Annotated in this window: 18 protein-coding genes and 1 tRNA gene; 8 read left to right on the top strand and 11 right to left on the bottom strand. The window is 73.1% G+C overall.

Going from position 1 to position 20,534, the window contains the following annotated elements:
• The 5 genes from IE180_RS04060 to IE180_RS04040 all read right to left on the bottom strand — a co-directional run bounded on the left by IE180_RS04060 (position 1) and on the right by IE180_RS04040 (position 4,889).
• Positions 1-1,992 carry a copper resistance CopC/CopD family protein gene (locus tag IE180_RS04060; protein ID WP_190155355.1) on the bottom strand — a complete coding sequence of 664 codons (1,992 nt, stop codon included), beginning with the start codon at positions 1,990-1,992 and terminating at the stop codon, positions 1-3.
• A gap of 24 nt (positions 1,993-2,016) precedes the next feature.
• Entirely contained in the window at positions 2,017-2,469 is a 453-nt protein-coding gene (locus IE180_RS04055; RefSeq protein ID WP_190155354.1) for a copper chaperone PCu(A)C, read from the bottom strand.
• The gene (locus IE180_RS04050) at positions 2,466-3,131 is read right to left on the bottom strand and encodes an SCO family protein (RefSeq protein ID WP_190155790.1); all 666 of its coding nucleotides are present in this window, start codon (positions 3,129-3,131) and stop codon (positions 2,466-2,468) included. The genes IE180_RS04055 and IE180_RS04050 overlap by 4 nt, the downstream gene beginning before the upstream one ends.
• An 85-nt stretch (positions 3,132-3,216) precedes the next feature.
• Positions 3,217-3,981 (bottom strand): YcnI family copper-binding membrane protein, encoded by a 765-nt coding sequence (locus IE180_RS04045; protein ID WP_190155353.1) that lies wholly within the window; start codon positions 3,979-3,981, stop codon positions 3,217-3,219.
• A 119-nt stretch (positions 3,982-4,100) separates the two neighbouring features.
• Positions 4,101-4,889, bottom strand: coding sequence for a hypothetical protein (locus IE180_RS04040; RefSeq protein ID WP_190155352.1), 789 nt, complete (start codon positions 4,887-4,889; stop codon positions 4,101-4,103).
• A gap of 476 nt (positions 4,890-5,365) precedes the next feature.
• Between IE180_RS04040 and IE180_RS04035 the strand changes: the two genes are divergently transcribed.
• On the top strand, positions 5,366-5,812 hold the full coding sequence (locus IE180_RS04035; protein WP_190155351.1) for an ATP-binding protein: 447 nt from the start codon (positions 5,366-5,368) through the stop codon (positions 5,810-5,812).
• 75 nt (positions 5,813-5,887) lie between these two features.
• Here IE180_RS04035 and IE180_RS04030 read toward each other — a convergent pair whose 3' ends face one another.
• Both IE180_RS04030 and IE180_RS04025 read right to left on the bottom strand, forming a co-directional pair.
• A complete protein-coding gene (locus IE180_RS04030; protein WP_190155350.1) occupies positions 5,888-7,354 on the bottom strand; it encodes an aminopeptidase P family protein in 1,467 nt (488 codons plus the stop codon).
• 148 nt (positions 7,355-7,502) lie between these two features.
• Positions 7,503-8,918, bottom strand: coding sequence for a PP2C family protein-serine/threonine phosphatase (locus IE180_RS04025; RefSeq protein WP_229860280.1), 1,416 nt, complete (start codon positions 8,916-8,918; stop codon positions 7,503-7,505).
• 558 nt (positions 8,919-9,476) lie between these two features.
• Here IE180_RS04025 and IE180_RS04020 point away from each other — a divergent pair.
• A complete protein-coding gene (locus IE180_RS04020; protein WP_190155349.1) occupies positions 9,477-10,157 on the top strand; it encodes a bifunctional DNA primase/polymerase in 681 nt (226 codons plus the stop codon).
• A gap of 166 nt (positions 10,158-10,323) precedes the next feature.
• Positions 10,324-10,935 (top strand): hypothetical protein, encoded by a 612-nt coding sequence (locus tag IE180_RS04015; protein WP_190155348.1) that lies wholly within the window; start codon positions 10,324-10,326, stop codon positions 10,933-10,935.
• Between the two features lie 221 nt (positions 10,936-11,156).
• On the opposite strand, the gene IE180_RS04010 is transcribed toward IE180_RS04015, so the two are convergent.
• The 3 genes from IE180_RS04010 to IE180_RS04000 form a co-directional block, all read right to left on the bottom strand.
• Positions 11,157-12,134: a DUF5926 family protein gene (locus IE180_RS04010; RefSeq protein ID WP_190155347.1), complete on the bottom strand. Its 978-nt coding sequence runs from the start codon at positions 12,132-12,134 to the stop codon at positions 11,157-11,159.
• A gap of 289 nt (positions 12,135-12,423) precedes the next feature.
• Positions 12,424-13,026, bottom strand: coding sequence for an ATP-binding protein (locus tag IE180_RS04005; RefSeq protein ID WP_190155346.1), 603 nt, complete (start codon positions 13,024-13,026; stop codon positions 12,424-12,426).
• A 176-nt stretch (positions 13,027-13,202) separates the two neighbouring features.
• Positions 13,203-14,024 carry a glycerophosphodiester phosphodiesterase gene (locus IE180_RS04000; protein ID WP_190155345.1) on the bottom strand — a complete coding sequence of 274 codons (822 nt, stop codon included), beginning with the start codon at positions 14,022-14,024 and terminating at the stop codon, positions 13,203-13,205.
• Between the two features lie 190 nt (positions 14,025-14,214).
• Between IE180_RS04000 and IE180_RS03995 the strand changes: the two genes are divergently transcribed.
• Positions 14,215-15,654: a S1C family serine protease gene (locus tag IE180_RS03995; RefSeq protein WP_190155344.1), complete on the top strand. Its 1,440-nt coding sequence runs from the start codon at positions 14,215-14,217 to the stop codon at positions 15,652-15,654.
• Positions 15,655-15,783: 129 nt separating this feature from the next.
• Positions 15,784-15,868: transfer RNA gene (locus IE180_RS03990), tRNA-Ser, on the top strand.
• Between the two features lie 326 nt (positions 15,869-16,194).
• Here the strand turns inward: IE180_RS03990 and IE180_RS03985 are convergent.
• Positions 16,195-17,385 (bottom strand): hypothetical protein, encoded by a 1,191-nt coding sequence (locus IE180_RS03985; protein WP_190155343.1) that lies wholly within the window; start codon positions 17,383-17,385, stop codon positions 16,195-16,197.
• Between the two features lie 418 nt (positions 17,386-17,803).
• Here IE180_RS03985 and IE180_RS03980 point away from each other — a divergent pair, with 418 nt between their 5' ends.
• The 3 genes from IE180_RS03980 (at position 17,804) to IE180_RS03970 (ending at position 20,531) form a co-directional block, all read left to right on the top strand.
• Complete coding sequence (locus tag IE180_RS03980) at positions 17,804-18,313, top strand: O-acetyl-ADP-ribose deacetylase (RefSeq protein WP_190155342.1); 510 nt, start codon at positions 17,804-17,806, stop codon at positions 18,311-18,313.
• 501 nt (positions 18,314-18,814) lie between these two features.
• Positions 18,815-19,120 (top strand): hypothetical protein, encoded by a 306-nt coding sequence (locus IE180_RS03975; RefSeq protein ID WP_190155341.1) that lies wholly within the window; start codon positions 18,815-18,817, stop codon positions 19,118-19,120.
• Between the two features lie 244 nt (positions 19,121-19,364).
• Positions 19,365-20,531: an acyl-CoA dehydrogenase family protein gene (locus IE180_RS03970; RefSeq protein WP_190155340.1), complete on the top strand. Its 1,167-nt coding sequence runs from the start codon at positions 19,365-19,367 to the stop codon at positions 20,529-20,531.
• Positions 20,532-20,534: the final 3 nt, after the last annotated feature.

Raw genomic sequence — 20,534 nt, 5'->3', positions numbered from 1 at the left:
TCAGCCGATCTTCACGTTCTTGTCGATGGTGGTCTGGTCGATCTCGGAGGTACGGACGGTCACCTGGATCTTCCAGTCGCCCGGCATCGGGATCTGGACGCCGCTCGCGCTCCAGTGTCCGGTCTGGATCCGGTCGGGGGCGACGGGCAGCGGGCCCACGCCCTTCGCCTCCAGGGTGAGGGCGACCTTGATCTCGGGGACGTCCAGCGGCTTGCCGTTGGGACGCTCGACGAAGATGTGGAGCGCGTTGGCACCGGTGCGGCCGGGGTCGAGGCTGAGACGGACGACGCCCTTGCCGTCGACGCCGCCGGTGTCGAAGGGCAGCCGGATGTCGACGGGCCGGTCGGGCACCGCGGCCGGTCCGGAGGCGGAGGCGACTCGCCCGGCCTCCTCCTCGGTGCGACCGGGCTCGGTCGAGGTGAGGACGGTGGTCACGGCGAGGAGGACGACGGCGACGGCGGCCTCGGTCAGCACCGAGCGGCGCAGACCGGTCCGCTCCGGGTCGGCGTCCCGCTCCCGCTTCCGCCGGGCGGTGGCGACGGCGGCCCGCTGCCGGGCGAGCTGCGCGGCCCGCACCGGATCGCCCGACCCACCGACCTCACCCGAGGCCTCGGACCCGTCGCTCTCGGATCCCTCACGATCGTCCCCGTCCGGCGTCTCGTCCCCGTCCGGGTACTCGTCCCCGTCCGGCGTCTCGTCCCCGTCCGGGTACTCGTCCCCGTCCGGCGTCTCGTCCGTTCCGCGCGGCGCCGGGTCGGCCAGGCGCCGGGTCCAGCGGCGGGAGATCCAGGCGATGCCGATGAGGACCGCCACGAGGCCGATCTTGACCAGGAGCAGCTGACCGTACCGGGTCCCCGTCAGCGCGGACCAGGAGCCGACCTGGCGCCAGGACTGGTAGAGCCCGGTGGCCGCGAGGACGGCCACGGAGCCGAGGGCCACCTTGGAGAAGCGCTCGACGGCGGAGCGCTCGACGGACGGCGCCCGGTAGAGGGCGACGAGGAGCACGGTGAGGCCGCCGAGCCAGGCGGCGACGGCGAGGAGGTGCAGGATGTCGACGGGCATGGCGACGCCCGGCTGGAGGCCGGTCGAGGCGTGCTCGGCCAGGGCCCAGGTCCCGGCGATGCCGGCGGCGACGACGGTGCCGCCGAGGGCGAGTCCGAAGGAGAGGTCCTTCTTCTCCTTCGGGTCGGTGCGGCGGGTGTAGGCGCCGAAGAGGACGGCCACGAACAGCGCGGCCGCGCCGAGCAGCAGCAGCCGGGAGGTGAGCGCCGCGCCGGTCTTCGTCTCCAGGACGGTCTTCAGGCCGGCCAGGTCGAAGGCGTCGGAGAGCTTCCCGGAGCCGGTGTACGGATGGCGCAGGAGCAGCATCGCCAGGGTGGCGCCGGTGAGGGCCAGCCAGCCCCGGACCACGGTCTGCTGGACGGCGCGGACGCTCGCGCCGCGCGGCCAGCAGACCAGGACGAAGGCGCCGCCGCCGACGAGGACGGCGAACCCGGCGTACGCGAGGTAGCGGGCGATGCCGTAGAGGGCGCCGACGAGGCCGCCGCCGGGCGCCTGGTCGGACAGGGCGACGGAGGTCGTGGAAGGAGCTCCGATGGAGAAGGTGAAGGCACCGGCGACGGGATGGCTGTCGGCCGAGACGGCCTGCCAGGCCACGGTGTACGTGCCGTCGGGCAGCCCGGCGCGGAGCCCCACCCCGTACCGGACGACGGAGCCGCTGCACAGATCGCGTATCTCGCCGGTGTCGGCCCGTCGGCCCGCCGGGTCGAGGACCCGGATGGAGTCGGCGCTCATGGCGACCTGTTCGGAGAAGGTCAGGTTGACCTCCTTGGGGGCGGAGGCGACCACCGCCCCGTCCTTCGGGTCGCTGCCGGTGAGCGCCGCGTGCGCGGAGGCGGGGGCGGCGCCGGCGAGCAGCGTGCCGAGCAGCGCGGCCGCGAGGATCAGCAGCCGGGCCAGGGCGTTGCCGAGGCGCGGGGCGGTGGTTGTCATCTCTGTGTCACTCCGTCAACGAGCTCAGTGCTGCTGCGGGTTGTGGTTGGGCGCTTCGACGGGAAGGTCGACCTTGATGGGGTCGGACTTCTCGAAGTGCAGCTCGATGCTGACCTTGTCGCCCTGCTTGGGCTTCGACTTCAGCTCCATGAACATGATGTGGCTGCCGCCGCGTTCGAGGTTCAGCTCGCCGTTCGCGGGGATGTCGAAGGACTTCACCTCCTGCATCTTCTGGTTCTTCGTCTCGTGGATGGTGATGTCGTCCGAGAGCGGGCTGGTGACGGAGGTCAACCTGTCCGCCGTGTCGCCGTCGTTCTTGATCGTGAGGAAGCCGCCGGCCATGTCCATCACGGGCTGGGGCATGAACGCGCCGCTGACCTCCAGGTCGGGCTTGCTCTCGGAGGACGAGCACCCGGTCAGCGCGAGCGCGGCGGCGAGCGCCACGGCGGCGGACAGGGCGGTGGTGCGGCGGGTCACGGGTTCTCCCCCTTGATGATCTTCGGCAGGTCCTTGGCGTAGTCCTCGACGGTCGCGTCCTCGCCGTACAGGACGTAGCCCTGGTCGGTGGTGGGCGAGAAGGCGATCACCTGGGCTCCGTGCATGGAGACGACCGAGCCGTCCTTCTCCTTCTTCGGCGGGTCGATGCCGATGCCGATCTGCTTGGCCCCCGCCTGGATGGCGGAGAAGTCGCCGGTGAGGCCGGTGAAGGAGGGGTCGCCGGCGGCGGGCAGCCACTTGGCGAGCTCGGCGGAGGTGTCCCGCTCGGGGTCGGTGGTGACGAAGACGACCTGGAGCTTGTCCTGGTCGGCCTTGGGGAGCTTCTTCTTGGCGATGGCGATGTTGCTCATCGTCAGGGGGCAGACGTCGGGGCAGTGCGTGTAGCCGAAGTAGATGAGCGTCGGCTTGCCCTTGGTCCGCTCCCGCAGGTCGTACTTCTGGCCCTTGGTGTCGGTGAGGACGAGCGCGGGCTTGGTGAACGGCCGGTCGAGGACGGTGGCGGCCTCGGTGGGGTCGGTGCCGCCGTAGACCTCGGCGACCGCCGAGCCGGAGCCCGAGGGCTTGTCGTCGTCGCCGAGGCCGACGGCGGCGGTGACGCCGATCGCGGCGACGATCGCGACGGCCGAGATGACCAGCGGCATGCGCCGCCCGGGGCGGGACGTGACCGCCCCGGGCGTCTTCTCTTCAGACATGGTGCTTCTTCCGGATCGGGTGGGGGCGCGGCCGTCAGGCCGAGCGGCGGCGGCCGGCGAGGACGCCGAAGGCGACGCCCGCGACACCGACCAGGATGCCGATGACGCCGAGGACGCGGGCCGTGGTGTCGGTGGCGGACGACGCGGCGGCGGTCTCCTGGTGGTCGGCCGTCTTGTCGTCGTGACCGGCCTTCTCGTCCGTGTCGGCGGAGGCGGACGGAGCGGCGCCCCCGTGGTGGTCCTCGGAGGCGGCGGAGAGCTTCAGGACGGGGGCCGGGTTCTGCGGCTCCTCGGCGCCCTCCTTCTGCTCCTCGATCCAGCGCACGACCTCCTTGTTGTCGTACGTCTGGATCGCCTTGAGGACCAGCTGGTCGGTGTCCTCCGGCAGCTGTCCGAGGGAGAGCGGGAACTGCTGGAACTGGCCGGGGCCGATCTTCGAGCCGTCGGCGGTCCAGGTGACCTTGGAGACGGCCTCGTTGATCTTCTTGCCGTGCAGCTCCAGCGGCTTGTCGAGCTTGCCCTTGGTGACCTCGGCCTTCCAGCCGGGGAGGGGCTGCGGCATGACGGAGGCCAGCGGGTGGTCGAGCGGGAAGTTGACCTCGACCTTCACGGTGGAGGCGTTGTCGCGCTCGTTCGGGACCTTGATGTTGACGGTCGCGTAGCCGCCCTTGGCCGCCTCGCCCTGCGGCTGCACGCTGACGTGCGCGAAGGCGGTGCCGGACAGCAGCACCACGGAGGAGAGGGCGATGCCGCCGGCGAGGACGGCGCGGGCGGAGGTGCGGGTACGGGAAACGCTCATGGCGGAAGACACTCCAGCTCGAAGGGTCGGTGAGGAACGAGGAGTCCGGCGCGCCGGGGGACGGGGGTCCCGCGCAGGCGCGCGGACGGGCACGGCACGCTCACGTCGAGCGGTCCGTGTCAGGCTGCGAGGACGCAGTCGGCGGCCGGAGGGCCGCGCCTGATCACCGTGTGCTGAAGGGCCTCGGCCACCGGCGGCGGCGAGGAGTCGGAGGGGGCCCGGAGGGTCCGTCGCGGCCCCGTGCGCGGTGCCAACGGCAGTCCGGCGAGCAGGGCCCGTACGAGACGGAGCGCGGCCCGCAGGGAACGCACGAGGGTGCACTCGGCGAGCTCGGTCGCGCCCTGTTCGGAGAGGTCCACGAGCCGGCCGAGGGCGTGGTCGCCGCGGCGCAGCAGCCAGCCCGTGGCCAGGGCGGCCAGGAGGTGGCCGAGGAGCATGGGCAGGCCGGGCAGCAGTTCGCCCGCGGACGCGGCCGCGCCCGTTCCGGCGGCGAGGTGTCCCATGTGGGCGTGCGCGTCGGCCGGGTCGAGCCCGGCGTCGGTGATGATCCGGGTGGCGTCGGCGGGGCTGAGGGAGGCGGGGCCCGCCCCGCACACCAGCCGGGCGGCCATCCGGACGAGGGCGTCGTCGGCCTGGTCGCCCAGGGCGAGCCGGCGCTGTCCGAACCCGAAGAGGACGTGCAGGCCGAGCTGCCCGCCGGTGAGGGCGCCGACGACGAAGCCGAGGGAGCGCGTGCGGCCGGCGAGGAGGACGGTGACGCCGAAGACGCCGAGGAACCCGGCGACGAGGGTCCACGGGGCGATGCCCGCGCAGGCGGCGAGGGCGTGTCCCAGCGCGGACAGCACGACGCAGACCGCGGTGAACACCGCGGCCCTCAGCAGCCGTGGAGCGAGCGCGGGGGCAGTCATGGCGGCCCCATCATCGCACCACGCGTGCCGTCTCCATGAGGCAGGTCCGGAAGGTCGTTCTTGGGCGCCTTCGCGACGAGATACCCCGACCGTCGAACCGGCCGTCGAGCCGGCCACGGAGCCGACGGGCGAGCCGGCCCCGGAGCCGACGGGCGAGCCGGCCACGGAGCCGACGGACGAGCCGACCGCCGAGTCGGCCCCGAAGCCGACCGCCGAGTCGGCCCCGAAGCCGACCGCCGAGTCGGCCCCGAAGCCGACCGCCGAGCCGGCCCCGAAGCCGACCGCCGAGCCGGCCCCGAAGCCGACCGCCGAGCCGTCGGGCGGGGGCATCGGGGTGACGCGCCGGGGCGACATACACCGGCGCCCCCGCCCGGTGCATCCGCCGAACGAGCGCTCTTGTCGCCTCCGGGCGCTTACGGAGCGTCCGCTCCGGCAATAGGTATCGGTATGTCGAGCCGCTGCCGGGAGGCTGGAGCATGAGCATCTGGTGGTCACTCCATCTGCGGCGCGAGGCCGCGAGCGTGCCGCTCGCGCGAAGGCTTCTGCTGGGCACGATGGAGACGGCGGGTGTCGATCCCGACGTGTCGTACGAGTTGTCGGTCGCGCTGACCGAGGCGTGCGCCAACGCCGTCGAGCACGGCGGCGGAGCCGGCCCCCGGGCGCCGGGCGGTGCGTACCGGGTGACGGCGTACCTGGACGGCGAGACGTGCCGGATCGAGGTGGCGGACTCGGGCCCGGGCTTCCCCGGCGCCGGGGTGCCGGCCGTCCCGGCGGAGGAGGCCGAGCACGGCCGGGGGATGCGGCTGATCGAGGAGCTGTCCGATCACGTGCAGTTCGGCAACCGTTCGGGCCGGGGCGGCGCCGTGGTCAGCTTCGACAAGATCCTGAAGTGGCGGGACAGTCCGTCGCTGCTGATGGCGTGAGTCCCTCCCGGGGGACGGAGAAGGGCCTCCGCCGGTCGGTCGGCGGAGGCCCTTCGGTTCCAACGTACGCGGATCTCAGCCCTTCAGCGCGGCCATCCACGCCTCGACCTCGTCGGCGCGGCGGGGCAGCGCCTCCGAGAGGTTCCGGTTGCCGTCCTCGGTGACGAGGATGTCGTCCTCGATCCGGACGCCGATGCCGCGGTACTCCTCGGGCACGGTCAGGTCGTCGGCCTGGAAGTACAGGCCGGGCTCGACGGTCAGGCACATGCCCGGCTCCAGCGTGGTGTCGACGTACATCTCGGTGCGCGCGGCGGCGCAGTCGTGGACGTCCATGCCGAGCATGTGGCCGGTGCCGTGCAGGGTCCAGCGGCGCTGGAGGCCGAGCTCCAGGACGCGGTCGACCGGGCCCTCGACGAGGCCCCACTCGACGAGCTTCTCGGCGAGGACGCGCTGGGCGGCGTCGTGGAAGTCGCGGTAGGCGGCGCCGGGCTTCACCGCGGCGATGCCGGCCTCCTGGGCCTCGTACACGGCGTCGTAGATCTTGCGCTGGATCTCGGTGTACCGGCCGTTGATCGGCAGGGTGCGGGTGATGTCGGCGGTGTAGAGCTCGTTCGTCTCGACGCCGGCGTCGAGCAGCAGCAGGTCGCCGGAGCGGACGTCGCCGTCGTTGCGGACCCAGTGCAGGGTGGTGGCGTGCGGGCCGGCGGCGCAGATGGAGCCGTAACCGATGTCGTTGCCCTCGACGCGGGCGCGCAGGAAGAACGTGCCCTCGATGTAGCGCTCGCTGGTGGCCTCGGCCTTGTCGAGGACCTTGACGACGTCCTCGAAGCCGCGGGCGGTGGAGGCGCAGGCCTTCTCCAGCTCGGCGATCTCGAAGGAGTCCTTGATGAGGCGGGCCTCGGAGAGGTACACGCGCAGCTCTTCGTCGCGCTCGGCGGTGACCTTGTCGGTCAGCGCGGCCTCGATGCCGGCGTCGTGGCCGCGGACGGCGCGGACGGGGCCGGTGGCCTCCTTGAGGGCGTCGGCGAGTTCGCGGACGTCCTTCGCCGGGATGCCGAGGAGCTGCTCGGCCTCGGCGAGGGAGTGGCGGCGGCCGACCCACAGCTCGCCCTGGCCGTCGAGCCAGAACTCGCCGTTCTCGCGGTTCGAGCGCGGCAGCAGGTAGATCGTGGCCTCGTGGCCGCCGGCGGTGGGCTCCAGGACGAGGACGCCGTCCTGCGTCTGGTCGCCGGTGAGGTACGCGTACTCGGTGGAGGCGCGGAAGGCGTACTCGGTGTCGTTCGACCGGGTCTTCAGCTTTCCGGCGGGGATCACCAGGCGCTCGCCCGGGAAGCGGGCGGAGAGCGCGGCGCGGCGCGCGGCGGTCTTGTCGGCCTGCGCGATCGGCGCGAGGTCGTGCAGCTCGGTGTCGGCCCAGCCGGACCGCATGTTCTCGGCGAGCTCGTCGGACACGCCCCCGTACAGCCCGTTCTTGCGCTGCTTGATCGGCTGCTCTTCGGTCTCGGTCTCTTCCGGGGTCTCCGGGGTGAGCTCCTCGGCCACGGGTCTGCCTCCTCTTGGTACGACACTGAACCCCCACCATCGTACGGTCGTGCGGAAGGGGGCCCAGGGCCGGAAGACCCATTACCGGAGCGTCACATTCCGGTCACTCGGAGCGGGCGGGTGCCCCACCCGGAACGGGCGGCGGGGCTCACTCGAAGCGGGCGGCGAGCAGGACCACGTCCTCGCCGTCCACGGCCGGGTCCAGGCCCTCGGGGAGCAGGGCCCGCAGGACGTGGTCGGCGACGGCGCCCGGGTCGCCCCGGTCCGCCCTCGGCACGCTCGCGGCGGCCGCGTGGAGCCGCGCGAAGGACCGGTCCATGGCGTCGCCGGTACGCCGCAGCAGCCCGTCCGTGTAGAGAAGCACCGTTTCTCCGGGTGCCAGGGACAGCTCCACGCTCGGCGCCTCCCAGCAGGAGAGCATCCCGAGCGGGGCCGACAGCGAGGTCTCGACGAACTCGGTGCGCCGCTCGCCGAGGACCAGCGGCGGGGCGTGACCGGCGCCGGCGAGGACGATCCGGCGCTGCGCGGGCTCGGCGTAGGCGAAGAGGGCGGTCGCCGAGCGGGCGGGTTCGGTGATCCGCAGCAGCAGCTCCAGGTCGGAGAGGACGGCGACGGGGTCCTCGCCCTCCATCACGGCGTACGCCCGGAGGGAGGCGCGCAGCCGGCCCATGGCGGCCAGGGCGCTGGGCCCGGTTCCGGAGACGGATCCGACGGCCAGACCGAGGGCGCCGTCGGGCAGCGGCAGCGCGTCGTACCAGTCGCCGCCGCCCAGCGGACCGGTGCGGTGGCGGGCGGCGAGCTGGACGCCGGGGACGCGCGGGAGACGGCTGGGGAGCAGTTCCCCGGCGATGGTGGCGACCTGGACGCGGGCGCGCTCGACCTGGAGGAGCCGGGCGAGGTGCTCGGTGGCGAAGCGGCCGTAGAGCCCGATGAGGTGGCGCTGCCGGTCGGTGGGCTCGGCGGGCTCGTCGTAGAGCCAGACGACCGCGCCGAGCCGGCCGGCCTCCTCGGTGGCGAGGGGCAGGGCGTAGCTGGCGGCGTAGCCGAGGCGGACGGCGACCTCGCGGTGGCGCGGGTCGAGGCCCTCCTCCGTGCGGACGTCGCGGATGGCGATCGGGGCGGGGACGCGCTCGGGGTGCCCGGGGTCGGGGAGGCCGTCGAGGAGGCGGCCGTGGCCGGTGGCACCCCGCGGGACGGTCTCGATGGTGCCGAGGTCGGCGTGGGCGAGACCGAGGCCGATGGTGCGGGTGGGGCCGCGGCCGTCGGCCGGTTCGAGGACGGCCATGCCGCGGCGGGCGCCGACGAGGGCGGCGCCGGCGCCGAGCACCTCGCGGAGGGCCTCGTCGAGGGAGGCGGTCCTGACGAGGCGCTCGGTGAGTTCGTGGAGGGTGGTGAGGTCGGAGACCCAGGAGGCCAGCCGGTCCTGGATCAGGGCTCCGGGCGGGAGGGCCGCGTCGGCGGGGCTCGCCGCCGCGGGCACGCCGGGGAGGGGAGACGTAGTGTGCGGGGGCCCGGGAGCTGTGGAATCGATTCCGGCCACTTTCGGCATGTGTGGGGCGCTCATGGCAGTCGGCTTTCCGACCGGTGCGTTTGACGCCAAAGCATCGCAAACCCCCATGTCAATCAGAGCCGCTCGATGCATCCACATGTACACGCACAAGAGGAACGATGTCCAGCATTGTCCCCACGGGACTTGTGGTGTCCGTGAGGTCGTGCGAGAGGGTTGAAGTACACGGGAAGTTGGCCGAAAATTGCCCCCGGTGTGCACCTTTTGCGGTCGACTGGCGTCGTTTGAAAGCGCGTCATTCCAAGCGTGCTGGGTACGTAATCGGTGACAGGCAGGGGCAGTTGACACCGCCCCGGAACGTGACGCGGACCCCCGGCGTCTTTCCCGCCGCAGGCCGCAACCCGTCACCGAGTGGCGGGGAACGTGTTCTGACCCGCTCCGGCTCTGACCTGGCTCCACCCGGTTCCCCCGGGATCCATCCGGCACCGGCCCGGTCCGCCCCGCTTCCCAGGGGGCCGGCACCCCGCCGAACCGGCACGCGCTGATACGCACGGTGAAGAGTTCTGCACATGGTGTGATGTGGATTCGGCGTTCAACGGAAAGGAACGAGCGCTCATGCGCGAGATCCTCGGAAGGCGACGCGGGCTCCGGTTCCGGCGCAAGGAGAGGACCGCCCGGCTCGACGCCGCGGTCACCTTCGCGGTCGGGTGGAACTGGCCCGTCCTGCCGGGCGCGGGCCTGAGAGCGACGACCCGTACGGCCACGGGAGTGGCCTGCTCCTGCCCCGACCCCGACTGCGTGGTGCCCGGCGCGCACCCCTACGACCCCGGGCTGCTGGCGGCCACCACGGACGAGCGCATGGTCCGCTGGTGGTGGACCCGGCGCCCGGACGCCCCGGTGCTCCTCGCCACCGGCGGCGCCGCGCCCTGCGCGGTCAGCCTCCCGGCGGTGGCCGGCGCGCGGGCCCTCGCCGCGCTCGACGCGACGGGCATGCGGCTCGGCCCGGTGGTGGCGACCCCGACCCGGTGGTCCCTCCTCGTCGCCCCGTACGGCCTCGAACGGCTGGGGGAGCTGCTGTACGCGAAGGACAGCGTGCCCAGCTCCCTGCGGTTCCACGGCGAGGGCGGCTACCTGCCGCTCCCGCCGTCGGCCGTGGGGACCGGACAGGTCCGCTGGGAGCGGGCGCCGCTCGCCGGCTCGGCCCGGCCGTGGCTGCCCGACGTGGAGGCGGTGGTCGACGCCCTGGTCGAGGCCGGCACGAGCACGCCGGGCGGCGGGAGCAGGCTGGCGTACTGAACCCGGTGGACGCACCCGTTCACCCGAACGGGTGCGTCCCGGTCCGACTTGCAGGGGAAACGGGCGCGCGGCCGGCCGCGCGCCCCGATCCCGCCGCTATGTTCGCCCCACCGTCCAAGATCTCCAGATCTCCGGATCTCCAGCCGAGCAGGAGCAGGTGGGTCCCATGAGCCCGGTGAACCTCCGCGTGGTCGGACTCGGGACCGCCGTCACGGTCGCCGTCCTGCTGCCCCTCGTCGCGACGGCGAGGCCGACGGGGCATCCCGTACGGCCGGCCGGCGCGAGCGCCGAGGGGGACGCGAAGCCCGGGGACCTGCTCGGGGGGCTCGGCCTGGGACCCCGTACGCCGGACTCCGCCGCCTCCGGCCCCGCCTCCGCCGCTCCCGCCGCGGCCCCCGTGGTCCCGGCGGCTCCCGCGGCTCCCGAGCGCGTCACGCGGTGCGGGCCGGAACTCGCCTCTCCGGAGGGGGCCGAGGCGCAGACCTGCGTCCTGGGGGAGGAGGGAGAGGTCTGGGCGCGTACGTACTACCGGAACGCCACGAGCCGGCGGTTCGACGCGTTTCTGACCCTCATGGGTCCCGGCGGACGGACCGTGCAAGTGAGCTGCCCGGTCCCGGCGCAGGACGAACCGGGGACGTGCGAAACGCCGAGGGAGCGCGCTCGCGGCGCGGTCACGGCGTATACGGCGGTCGCGGAATTGGCGGGAGCGGGCGAGAGGGACACGACTCCGCTGCTGCTCCGGGCGGGGAGCAACACGGCGGACGAAGAAGGAAGTTGAGCGTCGGACGCCCCGGCCCTGCCGGAAGCGGACATGGAAAGGCCCGGTCGCTGGCGACGGGGGATGCACCAGCGACCGGGCTCCAAGAACGGTAACAAGAGATCTGCTGTTCGCAAATTCGATCTCGGTTATTCGGACAGGGAATTATCCGTCCGGGGACCCACTTTGTGGCGGAGGTCACCGACCGGTCGGTCTGCCTGTCACCGGTACCGCCTGGGGTATCAGCTGAGAGTCACCTGACGGTTCGTGAGGCCGCCGCGCGCCCGGCGCTCCTCCGCCGTCAGCGGGGCGTCCGAGGCGAGCGCCGCGGCCAGCCGCTCGGCGAACTCGGCCGCCGGCTTCTCGCAGTCCTCGGCGGTCATCGAGGACGGCAGGTCCCACACCGGCACCATCAGACCGTGGGCGCGGAAGGACCCGACGAGCCGGGTGTCCGCGCCGAGCGAGGTGCCCTCGCCGGCGTGGAGGCGGGCGAGCGCGTCGAGGAGCTTCTCCTCCGGGTGCGGCATGACCCAGCGGAGGTGGTTCTTGTCCGGAACCTCGCACCAGTACGCGGAGTCGACGCTCGTCAGCTTCACGGTCGGGATCGCGGCCGCGTTGGCCCGCTCCAGGGAGGCCGCGACCTCCGGGTCCGCGCCGTCCGCGGACTGCGGGATCCAGAACTCGAAGCCCGAGTGGACCTCCGGGACGAACGGGGCGTCCGCGTTGAGCAGATCCTGCAGGCGCGGGCCCTCGGCCGGCACGCGGCGCGCGGGGACCGGGGTGCCCGGCTCCGTCTCCAGGGCGCGCTGGAGGGTGTCGGCGAGGTCGCGGGCCAGGTCGCCGGAGGTGGAGTCGTTCTGCAGGGCGAGCAGGACGGAGCCGTCGTCGCGGCGGAGCGCCGGCCACGCCATCGGCAGCACGGTCGCGAGCGTCACCGACGGCACGCCCTCCGGCAGCCCGTCCTTCAGGGTGAGCGGCACGGTGGCGGCCGGCACCAGCTCGCGCAGCGCGACCCAGTCGCACTCGCCGGGAAGCCCCTCGAAGGGGCGCTGGACGAGCTCGGTCACGGCGTGCGCGGCGGCCCGGCCGTGACACGCCTTGTAGCGGCGGCCCGAACCGCACGGGCACGGCTCGCGCGCGCCGACGACCGGGATCTCCCCGCTCGTGACCTGGGCCTGGCCGGTCTTGCCGGCCTTCGTCTGGGGGCGCTTCTTGGCCATGGTGTGGCTTTCTCCCGATCGCGGCTGTGCTGTGTGCGGTGCTGTATCGGGCGCGAGCCTAGCCGCACCGGGCTCCGGCGCCGCTCAGGCGGGGCGGCACGACGGCCCCGACGGGCACCACCGGACGGCCGCGCCCGCCACCGCCTTCCCGCCCGCCGGCCCTCGGTCCGGACCGCCGTACGCGGTCCGGTTTGGCCGTCGCAGGCGCTCCGGAGGACCGCGCTCCGGTCCGGCCGTCGCAGGCGGTCCGGGAGAACGCGCTCCGGTCCGGACCGCCGTACGCGTGGAGTCAGTCCAGATCGTCGTACGCGTCGAGGAAGTCGAAGCCCGAGCCGCCGCCGACGCGCGCGGCGAAGTCCTCGCGGCGGTGTCCCTCGGTGACGACCACCCAGACGGTGACCTCACCGGTCGCGCTGTCCCGTACGCCCCAGTCCCGGGCCAGGGCCCCGATGATGTTCAGCCCGCGGCCGCCCCGTGCGGTGACCGAGGGCGTCGATGGAACGGGCCGTGTGGGACCACCCCCGTCGGTCACCTCGACCCGCAGGCCGCCCCCCGGGTCGACCCGCCAGGCCGCCCGCACGTCGCCCTCGCCCCGCTCCGCGTGGTTCAGCGGCCTGCCGTAGCGACAGGCATTGCTGAGCAGTTCGGAAAGGATCAGCACCGCGTCGTCGACGACCGATTCGGCCACCCCGCTGCGGTACAGCTCGTCCCGCATCCGGTGTCGCGCCTCACCCACGCCCGCAGGACCATGGGGTACGGCCATGCTCGACGACGTGGGCACCTCCTGTGCCACCACCAACGCCACCCCCGAGACCTCCTTTGCCCCACGCCACGGTGTGGATGCCCCAATGGCCTGGACCGGAAACCGGCCAATCCGTGTGGGATGAGGCACTCGTGACGATCGCGTACGCGTGGAACGCGCCGGGGCGCGCCCCGTGAGGGCTGTTGTCCTCTGTGGCGCATGGGGAACGAGTGACGGGAGAGAGGCCCCGACGGAGCCCGGCCACGGCCCGACGGCGCTCCGTCACGCCCCGGCCGTGGCGCTCGGCCGCGCTCCAACCGTGGCGCTCAGCCGCGCCCCAGCTGGGCGATCACCTGCTTCGGACGGTTGGTGATGATCGCGTCCACGCCCAGGCGCTCGCAGAGCTCGACGTCCTCCGCCTCGTCCACCGTCCAGACGTGGACCTGGTGCCCGGCCTTCTGGAGCCGCAGGATCACGGCGGGATGGTGCCGGACGATCCGGATCGACGGGCCCGCGATGCGCGCGCCCGCGGGGAGGCGTCCGTCGCGCAGCCGGGGGGAGACGAACTGGGCGAGCGAGACGGTGGGCAGCGTCGGCGCGGCGGCGGCGATCCGGTACAGGGAGCGGGCCGAGAAGCTCATGACGCGTACGGGGGATTCGGCGGGGGACGCGGGCGCGTCCAGGCCGAAGCGCTTGAGGAGCTGGAGCAGCTTCTCCTCGACCTGGCCGCGCCAGCGGGTGGGGTGCTTGGTCTCGATGGCCAGCTCGACCCGGCGCCCGGCGTCGGAGACCAGCTCCAGGAGCCGCTCCAGGGTGAGGACGGAGGTGGAGCCGGGGTCCCGCCAGTCGGGGACCTCCCCGGAGTCGTCCCGCCCCTTCCAGGTGCCGAAGTCGAGGGCGGCGAGGTCGGCGAGTTCCAGCGCGGAGACGGCGCCGCGGCCGTTCGAGGTGCGGTCGACGCGACGGTCGTGGACGCAGACGAGGTGGCCGTCGGCGGTGAGCCGGACGTCGCACTCCAGGGCGTCCGCGCCGTCCTCGATGGCCTTCACATAGGCGGCGAGGGTGTGCTCCGGAGCGTCCTCGGACGCTCCGCGGTGGGCGACGACCTGGAGGGGGTTGTGGTTCGGGTGCTGCCGTGCGTGAGTCACCGCGTCATGGTGCCATTGGCGGGGTGGCGAGGGCACCTCGGGAAGTGTCCGTTCTGTCCGTATATAAAGGATGGGGTGCGAACGCACAGCTCCGCCTTACAGCGGCCTGACGTCCTGTGGGAAAAGCTGGTGCAGCACCCTGGAGCCACCCACGTACCCCATCCCGCGCAGTCAACGAGGAGAGCGAGCTGTGAGCACCGAGAACGAGGGCACGCCGGTTCCGGCGGACCCGGCTGCCCCCTCCGCCCCTCCCGTGCCCCCGACGACGGACGAGCCGGCGGGCGAGACGCCCTCGCGGGCGGCGTCGGAGCCCGCCCGGCCCGCCCCGCAGACGTCCCCGTCGGGGGACGAGCCGACGGCGGTCCAGGCCCCGGTCCCGGCCGCGGCCCCGGCACCGCCGCACCAGCCCCCCGCGCCCCCCGCGCCCGCCCCCGCCGGCGGCTGGCCGCCGCCCCCGCCGGCCTGGGGCGCCCCGCACCCGTCCGCGCATCCCGCGCCCCCCGCCCCGCGCAAGCGGACCGGCGGTCTCGTGGCGGCCGTGCTCGTCGCGTCGCTCGTCGCGGGCGGCATCGGCGGCGGCATCGGCTACTGGGCGGCCGAGCGCGGAGACAACGGCTTCAGCTCGACCACGGTCTCCTCCGGCCAGGCCCCGGCCTCCTTCAAGCGCGAGCCGGGCACGGTCGCGGCGGTCGCCGCGAAGGCGCTGCCGAGCGTGGTCACCATCCAGGCGAAGTCCGGCGGTCAGGAGGGCGAGGGCGGCACGGGCACGGGCTTCGTCTACGACCAGGAGGGCCACATCGTCACCAACAACCACGTGGTGGCGTCGGCGGCCGACGGCGGCACGCTGTCCGTGACGTTCTCGGACGGCAAGACGTACGACGCGGAGGTCGTCGGGCGAGCCGAGGGCTACGACGTGGCGGTCATCAAGCTGAAGGACGCTCCGAAGGGCCTGACGCCGCTGCCGCTCGGGGACTCCGACAAGGTGGCGGTCGGCGACTCGACGATCGCGATCGGCGCCCCCTTCGGCCTGTCGAACACGGTGACCACCGGCATCGTCAGCGCCAAGAACCGCCCGGTCGCCTCGGGCGACGGCTCCGGCGGCAGCAACTCGTACATGAGCGCGCTGCAGACGGACGCCTCGATCAACCCGGGCAACTCCGGCGGTCCGCTGCTCGACGCGAGCGGCGCGGTGATCGGCATCAACTCGGCCATCCAGTCGACCAGCGGCGGCTTCGGCCAGTCCCAGGCGGGCTCGATCGGCCTCGGCTTCGCGATCCCGGTCAACCAGGCGAAGAACGTGGCGCAGCAGCTGATCAAGACGGGCAAGCCGGTGTACCCGGTGATCGGCGCGACCGTGAACATGAACGAGAAGGGCCAGGGCGCGACGATCGCCGGCCAGGGCTCCGGCGGCACGCCCTCGGTCACGCCGAACGGCCCGGCGGCGAAGGCGGGGCTGAAGGCCGGCGACGTGATCACCGGCTTCGGCGACCACCCGATCGACAGCGGCCCGACGCTGATCAGCGAGATCTGGACCCACAAGCCGGGCGACTCGGTGAAGATCACCTACGAGCGCGACGGCAAGACCGCCACGGCCACCGTCGTCCTCGGCGAACGCACCGGCGACAGCTGACGGACACGACCGGAAGGGAGGAGGGGAGCACCGGACGCCCGGCGCTCCCCTCCTCCGCCCGTCTTTCCCTGCCCGAGGCGCCCAACCGGTAGGCTGTGTCCCGCTCCGCCCCAGGTGGGCCGGGGCGTGGGTGGGTTGCCCGAGCGGCCTAAGGGAACGGTCTTGAAAACCGTCGTGGCGAGAGTCACCGTGGGTTCAAATCCCACACCCACCGCAGGCGAACGGCCCCCGACCGGGCGACTCGGTCGGGGGCCGTTCCCATTCCCGTTCCCATTCCCATTCCCGTTCCCGTACCCGTACCCGCTCCCGTGCCCCTGGATCGCCGGCGAACTCGGACCGGGAGAGTTGTCGGCGGAAGACCGCCCGGGCGCACGTGCCGGGGTGCGAGGAGTTCGACCACTGGCGTCGGTGCGGGCGGTGCGCCGTGCTGCACGGCGAGCGGGGGAGCCGCGGGAGATCTGCTTCCGGGGTTTCTCCGGCGACCGGGCCGACCCGGTGGGCCGGGTGGGGCCGCCGGTGTTCCCGGCGACGGGGGTGGCGTCAGGGGTGGGCGCGGGTCTGCGGGTTGTTCAGGCAGAGGGCGATGTTGCGGACGGCCGCGGTGAGTTCCTCGATCACCCGGGCCGCCTGTTCCGCGTTGTGGAAGGCCGGACGGTCCGTGAGGGTGCGGCTCAGTTCCTCCGCCGCCCGGACGGCGGGGCCGGCGGGACCGCCGTCCCCGACGAGAGCGGCGGCGGGTGCGGGTGCCGTGTTCTGCGCGGGAGCCGGTGCGGGTGCGGGTGCAGGGGTGGGCGCGGGCTGGGGTGCGGGCGGCGGGGCCGAGGGGTACGGGTCGGGCTCCGTCCGGTAGCCCTCGAACGACGGCGAGAAGGTGCCGGAGCCGACGGCCAGCGAGGTGTGCGCCTCCTCCTGGGGATGCGGGGCGGCGGGGTCCTGTCCGTGCTGCGGGACCGGCCCCAGTACCGGGGGCCGGGAGCTGCGGGCCCGGGGCAGGACGAAGTGGTCGAAGCCGGGGAACGCCGGCGGAGCCGGGTGGGCGGCGGGCTGGGCGTACTCGCTCTGCCACTGCGCGCGGTAGTACTCCACCTGGTCCTCGCAGGAGGAACGGGCGTGGAAGATCGCGGTGTTGTCGCCCAGGTCCGGGTACCAGAGGTTGGGTCCGGGGAAGCGCACGGTCCGCATCCGCGGCTTGATCTCCTCGGCGCACCCCATGCAGCAGCCCTCCGGCACGAGGAGCGGGATGCCGCCGCTCTGCTCGGGGCGCCGGGGGCCGCCTTCCGGGCGGTACTCCCCGTGGTGGCAGGGCGGCAGTTCGCCGCAGGCCCGGCAGACGGCGTAGTGCTCGGGAAGGACCTGCCAGTCCTGGCTGGCGGGGGCGCACCAGTGCTTCGCCGCGGACCGGGGCAGGTTCTCGTCGCGCAGGACCAGGACCACCGGACGCCTGTAGAACTCGGCGCGTTCGGGAGCCGGTTTGACCGCCTGGTTCTCGGCCCGCCGCAGTTCGTTGGCGTGCCACCAGAGCTCGACGTGGTCGCGCCATGCCTTCTCGTAGGATTCCGGCCAGTGGTTGCCCGGATAGCCGGTGATGTCCAGGACGCGCCACGCCTGCCGGTCGAGCACGACGATGGATCCGGCCTGCAGCCGCAGATGTGTTCCCTTGACGCCCTCGTCCGGCCAGTCATGGCGGCCGATGCGGGTGGGCTGGTCTGGGAGCCACCTGCGAATCTGCATGACACGCTCCTCGGCAACGAAACTTCGTAGTTTCAAGTGGGGCAGTAGGTGACATTCTGAACAATTTAGGCGTCGGGTTGGGGTTAGACACGCGCACAGCTCTGAGCGATTGAAGGCCGGAAATGCCTTCTGGGCCGGGTATTTCGCTTCCACGGCCCGACGGTGCCCGCGGGCGCCTTCTCCGTCCGGAACGGCGGTCCCGTACCCGACTGCCCGGCCCTCACACCCACCCGTACGTGTGACGTCGCTTCCACGGGGCCTTCCCGTACGTATGCATCGCTCCGCGCCCAGGCCGCCCGTGGCTCCGGACGGGGGTTCCCGGTCCGTCGAGGTGGTAAAAGCGGTGCCGACCGGCGGGCAGGGGCCTAGGGTCCGGGAAACCGCGGAGACAGGGGACGCGGGGGAGACGGGAGTCGGAATGAGGATCGTGCTCGTCCAGGGGGACATCACCGCCGAGGCGGTCGACGCGGTGGTCAACGCCGCGAACTCCTCGCTGCTCGGCGGGGGCGGGGTCGACGGGGCCATCCACCGGAAGGGCGGCCCGGAGATCCTCGCCGCCTGCCGGGACCTGCGGAGCTCGCACTACGGCAAGGGGCTGCCGACCGGACGGGCCGTCGCGACCACGGCCGGGCGGCTGCCGGCCCGGCACGTGATCCACACGGTGGGGCCGGTGTGGTCGCGCGACGAGGACCGCTCGGAACTGCTCGCCTCCTGCTACCGCGAAGCGCTGCGGGTGGCGGACGAGTTGGGTGACCGTACGGTCGCGTTCCCGGCCGTCTCCACCGGCGTGTACGGCTGGCCGATGGACGACGGCGCCCGGATCGCCGTGGAGACCGTCCGGGCCGCCGCGACCGAGGTGGAGGAGGTCCGTTTCGTGCTCTTCGACGCGACCGCGTACGCCGCCTTCGAGGCCGCCCTCGAACGCTAGGGCCCTTTCGGCGGAGCCGCTGCCGAACACGTTCACCCGTCCGGTGAATGTGTTCGGCTTTTTCCTTCCCGTCTCCTCGTGGATGTCCCGGCACCGGAGTTCCGTACGGAGGACCGACCGAAAAGCTGCCGGAACGCTTCATCCCTTGGAGCGCAACGGCCGTATCGGCCGACGCGCCGCGCATGGGTCCCGGATCCCCGCTGAGCTGCGTCTTTCTCGCCGTGGGCGGGTTTATCGGCTTGTCCTCACGCTTGCGGGGGAATCGGCCGCTCCGGGGTGGTTCGCCGGGGATTCGGTGGGCAACTCTGGATGCGCGACGTCGAGCACGAAGACCGGGGCGGTCGGCCAACTGCCCCGGGAACGGCCTTCATTCATGGCGATACCGCAGAGGAGTTCCGTAGAGCGGTGGCGCAGAGAAGTGCCGCAGAGAAGTTCCGCAGAGAAGTTCCGTAGAGCAGTTCCGTGCAGCAGCATCAGCTTTCAGTTCCCGGAGGAACAGACATGGCAAGCATCCGTACCGCCCGCATCCTCGCCGTCGCCGCCGCCCTGCCCCTCGCCACCGCGTTCTTCGCCGGGGTGGCCCAGGCCGACAACGGCGGTTTCGCGGACGACGGATCGAACACGAGCGTCGCCACGATCATCGGCAGCGGAGTCGGCGGGCACAACCTCGGCAACTCGACCACGACGCAGCAGGTGGCGACCGGTTCCGGTGCCTCCAATCAGAACAACACCGCGAGCGTGAACGGCTCCGCCTTCACCCGCATCGACCAGACCGACAACGTGGTCAACTTCCACCCGTGGTGGTGACCGGCGGCGTCTGAGCCGGCCCGACGGGGGGCGTGACCGTGGTGGGGACGACGGCCCGCGCACCGGTACTTCGGTACGGGTGCGCGGGCCGTCGCGTTTTCGCGCGCCGCCTCCGGAACGGGGCGCCGGGTCTCCGGCAGGCGCGCGCGGCCTCCGGGGCGGCGCGGGCGTCGCCGGCCTTGACAGGCGCACGGAATCTGACGGACAGTCAGAAACCTCAGTCGTCCCACGGGAGGCCGTCGCCGTGCACCTCGCCCCGACCGAGCGGCAGCTGCGGCTGCGCGCCGAACTCCGCGCGTACTTCCGGGACGTGATGCCCGACGGGCCGCCGCCCGCCACCGATGCCGACGCCCAGCGCCGACTGCTCCGCCGGATCGGCGCCGACGGACTGCTCGGTCTCGGGTGGCCCGAGGAGTACGGGGGGCAGGGCCGCGGGCCCGACGAGCAGTTCGTCTTCTTCGACGAGGCGTACCGCGCGGGCGCCCCCGTCTCGATGGTCACCCTCAACACCGTCGGCCCCACGCTCATGGCGTACGGGACGGAGGAGCAGAAGGCCTTCTTCCTGCCCCGCATCCTGCGCGGCGAGGCCGTCTTCGCCATCGGCTACAGCGAGCCCGAGGCCGGCACGGACCTCGCCTCCCTGCGCACCCGGGCCGTACGGGACGGGGACTCCTGGCGCATCGACGGCCAGAAGGCCTTCACCTCCAACGCCCAGAACGCCGACTGGATCTGGCTCGCCTGCCGCACCGATCCCGACGCGCCCCCGCACCGCGGGATCTCCGTCCTCCTCGTCCCCACCGACTCCCCCGGCTTCTCCTGGACCCCGATCGAGACGGTGGGCGGACTGACGACGACCGCCACCCACTACGACGGGATACGGGTCCCCGCGGGCAACCTCGTCGGCCCCGAGCACGGCGGCTGGGGCCTCATCACCAGCCAGCTCAACCACGAGCGGGTCGCGCTGGCGGCGATCGGCATGCAGGCGGAGGACTTCTTCGCGGCCGCCCTCGACCGGGCCCGCACCCCCGACCCGGAGACGGGACGGCGTCGCATCGACGAGCCGTGGATCCGGATCCGGGCCGCCGAGGCGCACGCCCGGCTGGCCGCGACGCGCCTGCTGAACTGGCGCCTGGTGGGCGACGTGGGCGCCGGCCGGCTGGCCCCGGGGGACGCGAGCGGGGTGAAGTTCGCGGGCACCGAGTCGGCGGTGGAGGTGTACCGGATCTGCCAGGAGATCGCGGGGCCGCCGGGGGCGGTCCGGGCGGGATCGCCGGGCGAGTTCGACGGCGGCGAGCTGGAGCGCATGAACCGGGCCGCGCAGATCAACACCTTCGGGGGCGGGGTGAGCGAGGTGCAGCGCGAGATCGTCGCGAGGATGCGGCTCGGCATGAAGGGGAGGGGGCGGCGGTGAGCG

Origin of the sequence: Streptomyces litmocidini (assembly GCF_014649755.1) — a bacterium.
Taxonomy (GTDB): Bacteria; Actinomycetota; Actinomycetes; order Streptomycetales; family Streptomycetaceae; genus Streptomyces; species Streptomyces litmocidini.
The sequence above is the reverse complement of the archived record's forward strand: the minus strand, read 5'-3'. Positions and strand labels throughout refer to the sequence as shown.

Coding starts and splice junctions, on each gene's coding strand:
- IE180_RS04035 (WP_190155351.1), top strand. CDS start 5,366: ATGAGCATCTGGTGGTCACTCCATCTGCGGCGCGAGGCCGCGAGCGTG.
- IE180_RS04040 (WP_190155352.1), bottom strand. CDS start 4,889: ATGACTGCCCCCGCGCTCGCTCCACGGCTGCTGAGGGCCGCGGTGTTC.
- IE180_RS04025 (WP_229860280.1), bottom strand. CDS start 8,918: ATGAGCGCCCCACACATGCCGAAAGTGGCCGGAATCGATTCCACAGCT.
- IE180_RS03975 (WP_190155341.1), top strand. CDS start 18,815: ATGGCAAGCATCCGTACCGCCCGCATCCTCGCCGTCGCCGCCGCCCTG.
- IE180_RS04045 (WP_190155353.1), bottom strand. CDS start 3,981: ATGAGCGTTTCCCGTACCCGCACCTCCGCCCGCGCCGTCCTCGCCGGC.
- IE180_RS04050 (WP_190155790.1), bottom strand. CDS start 3,131: ATGCCGCTGGTCATCTCGGCCGTCGCGATCGTCGCCGCGATCGGCGTC.
- IE180_RS04020 (WP_190155349.1), top strand. CDS start 9,477: ATGCGCGAGATCCTCGGAAGGCGACGCGGGCTCCGGTTCCGGCGCAAG.
- IE180_RS04015 (WP_190155348.1), top strand. CDS start 10,324: ATGAGCCCGGTGAACCTCCGCGTGGTCGGACTCGGGACCGCCGTCACG.
- IE180_RS04060 (WP_190155355.1), bottom strand. CDS start 1,992: ATGACAACCACCGCCCCGCGCCTCGGCAACGCCCTGGCCCGGCTGCTG.
- IE180_RS04010 (WP_190155347.1), bottom strand. CDS start 12,134: ATGGCCAAGAAGCGCCCCCAGACGAAGGCCGGCAAGACCGGCCAGGCC.
- IE180_RS03985 (WP_190155343.1), bottom strand. CDS start 17,385: ATGCAGATTCGCAGGTGGCTCCCAGACCAGCCCACCCGCATCGGCCGC.
- IE180_RS03980 (WP_190155342.1), top strand. CDS start 17,804: ATGAGGATCGTGCTCGTCCAGGGGGACATCACCGCCGAGGCGGTCGAC.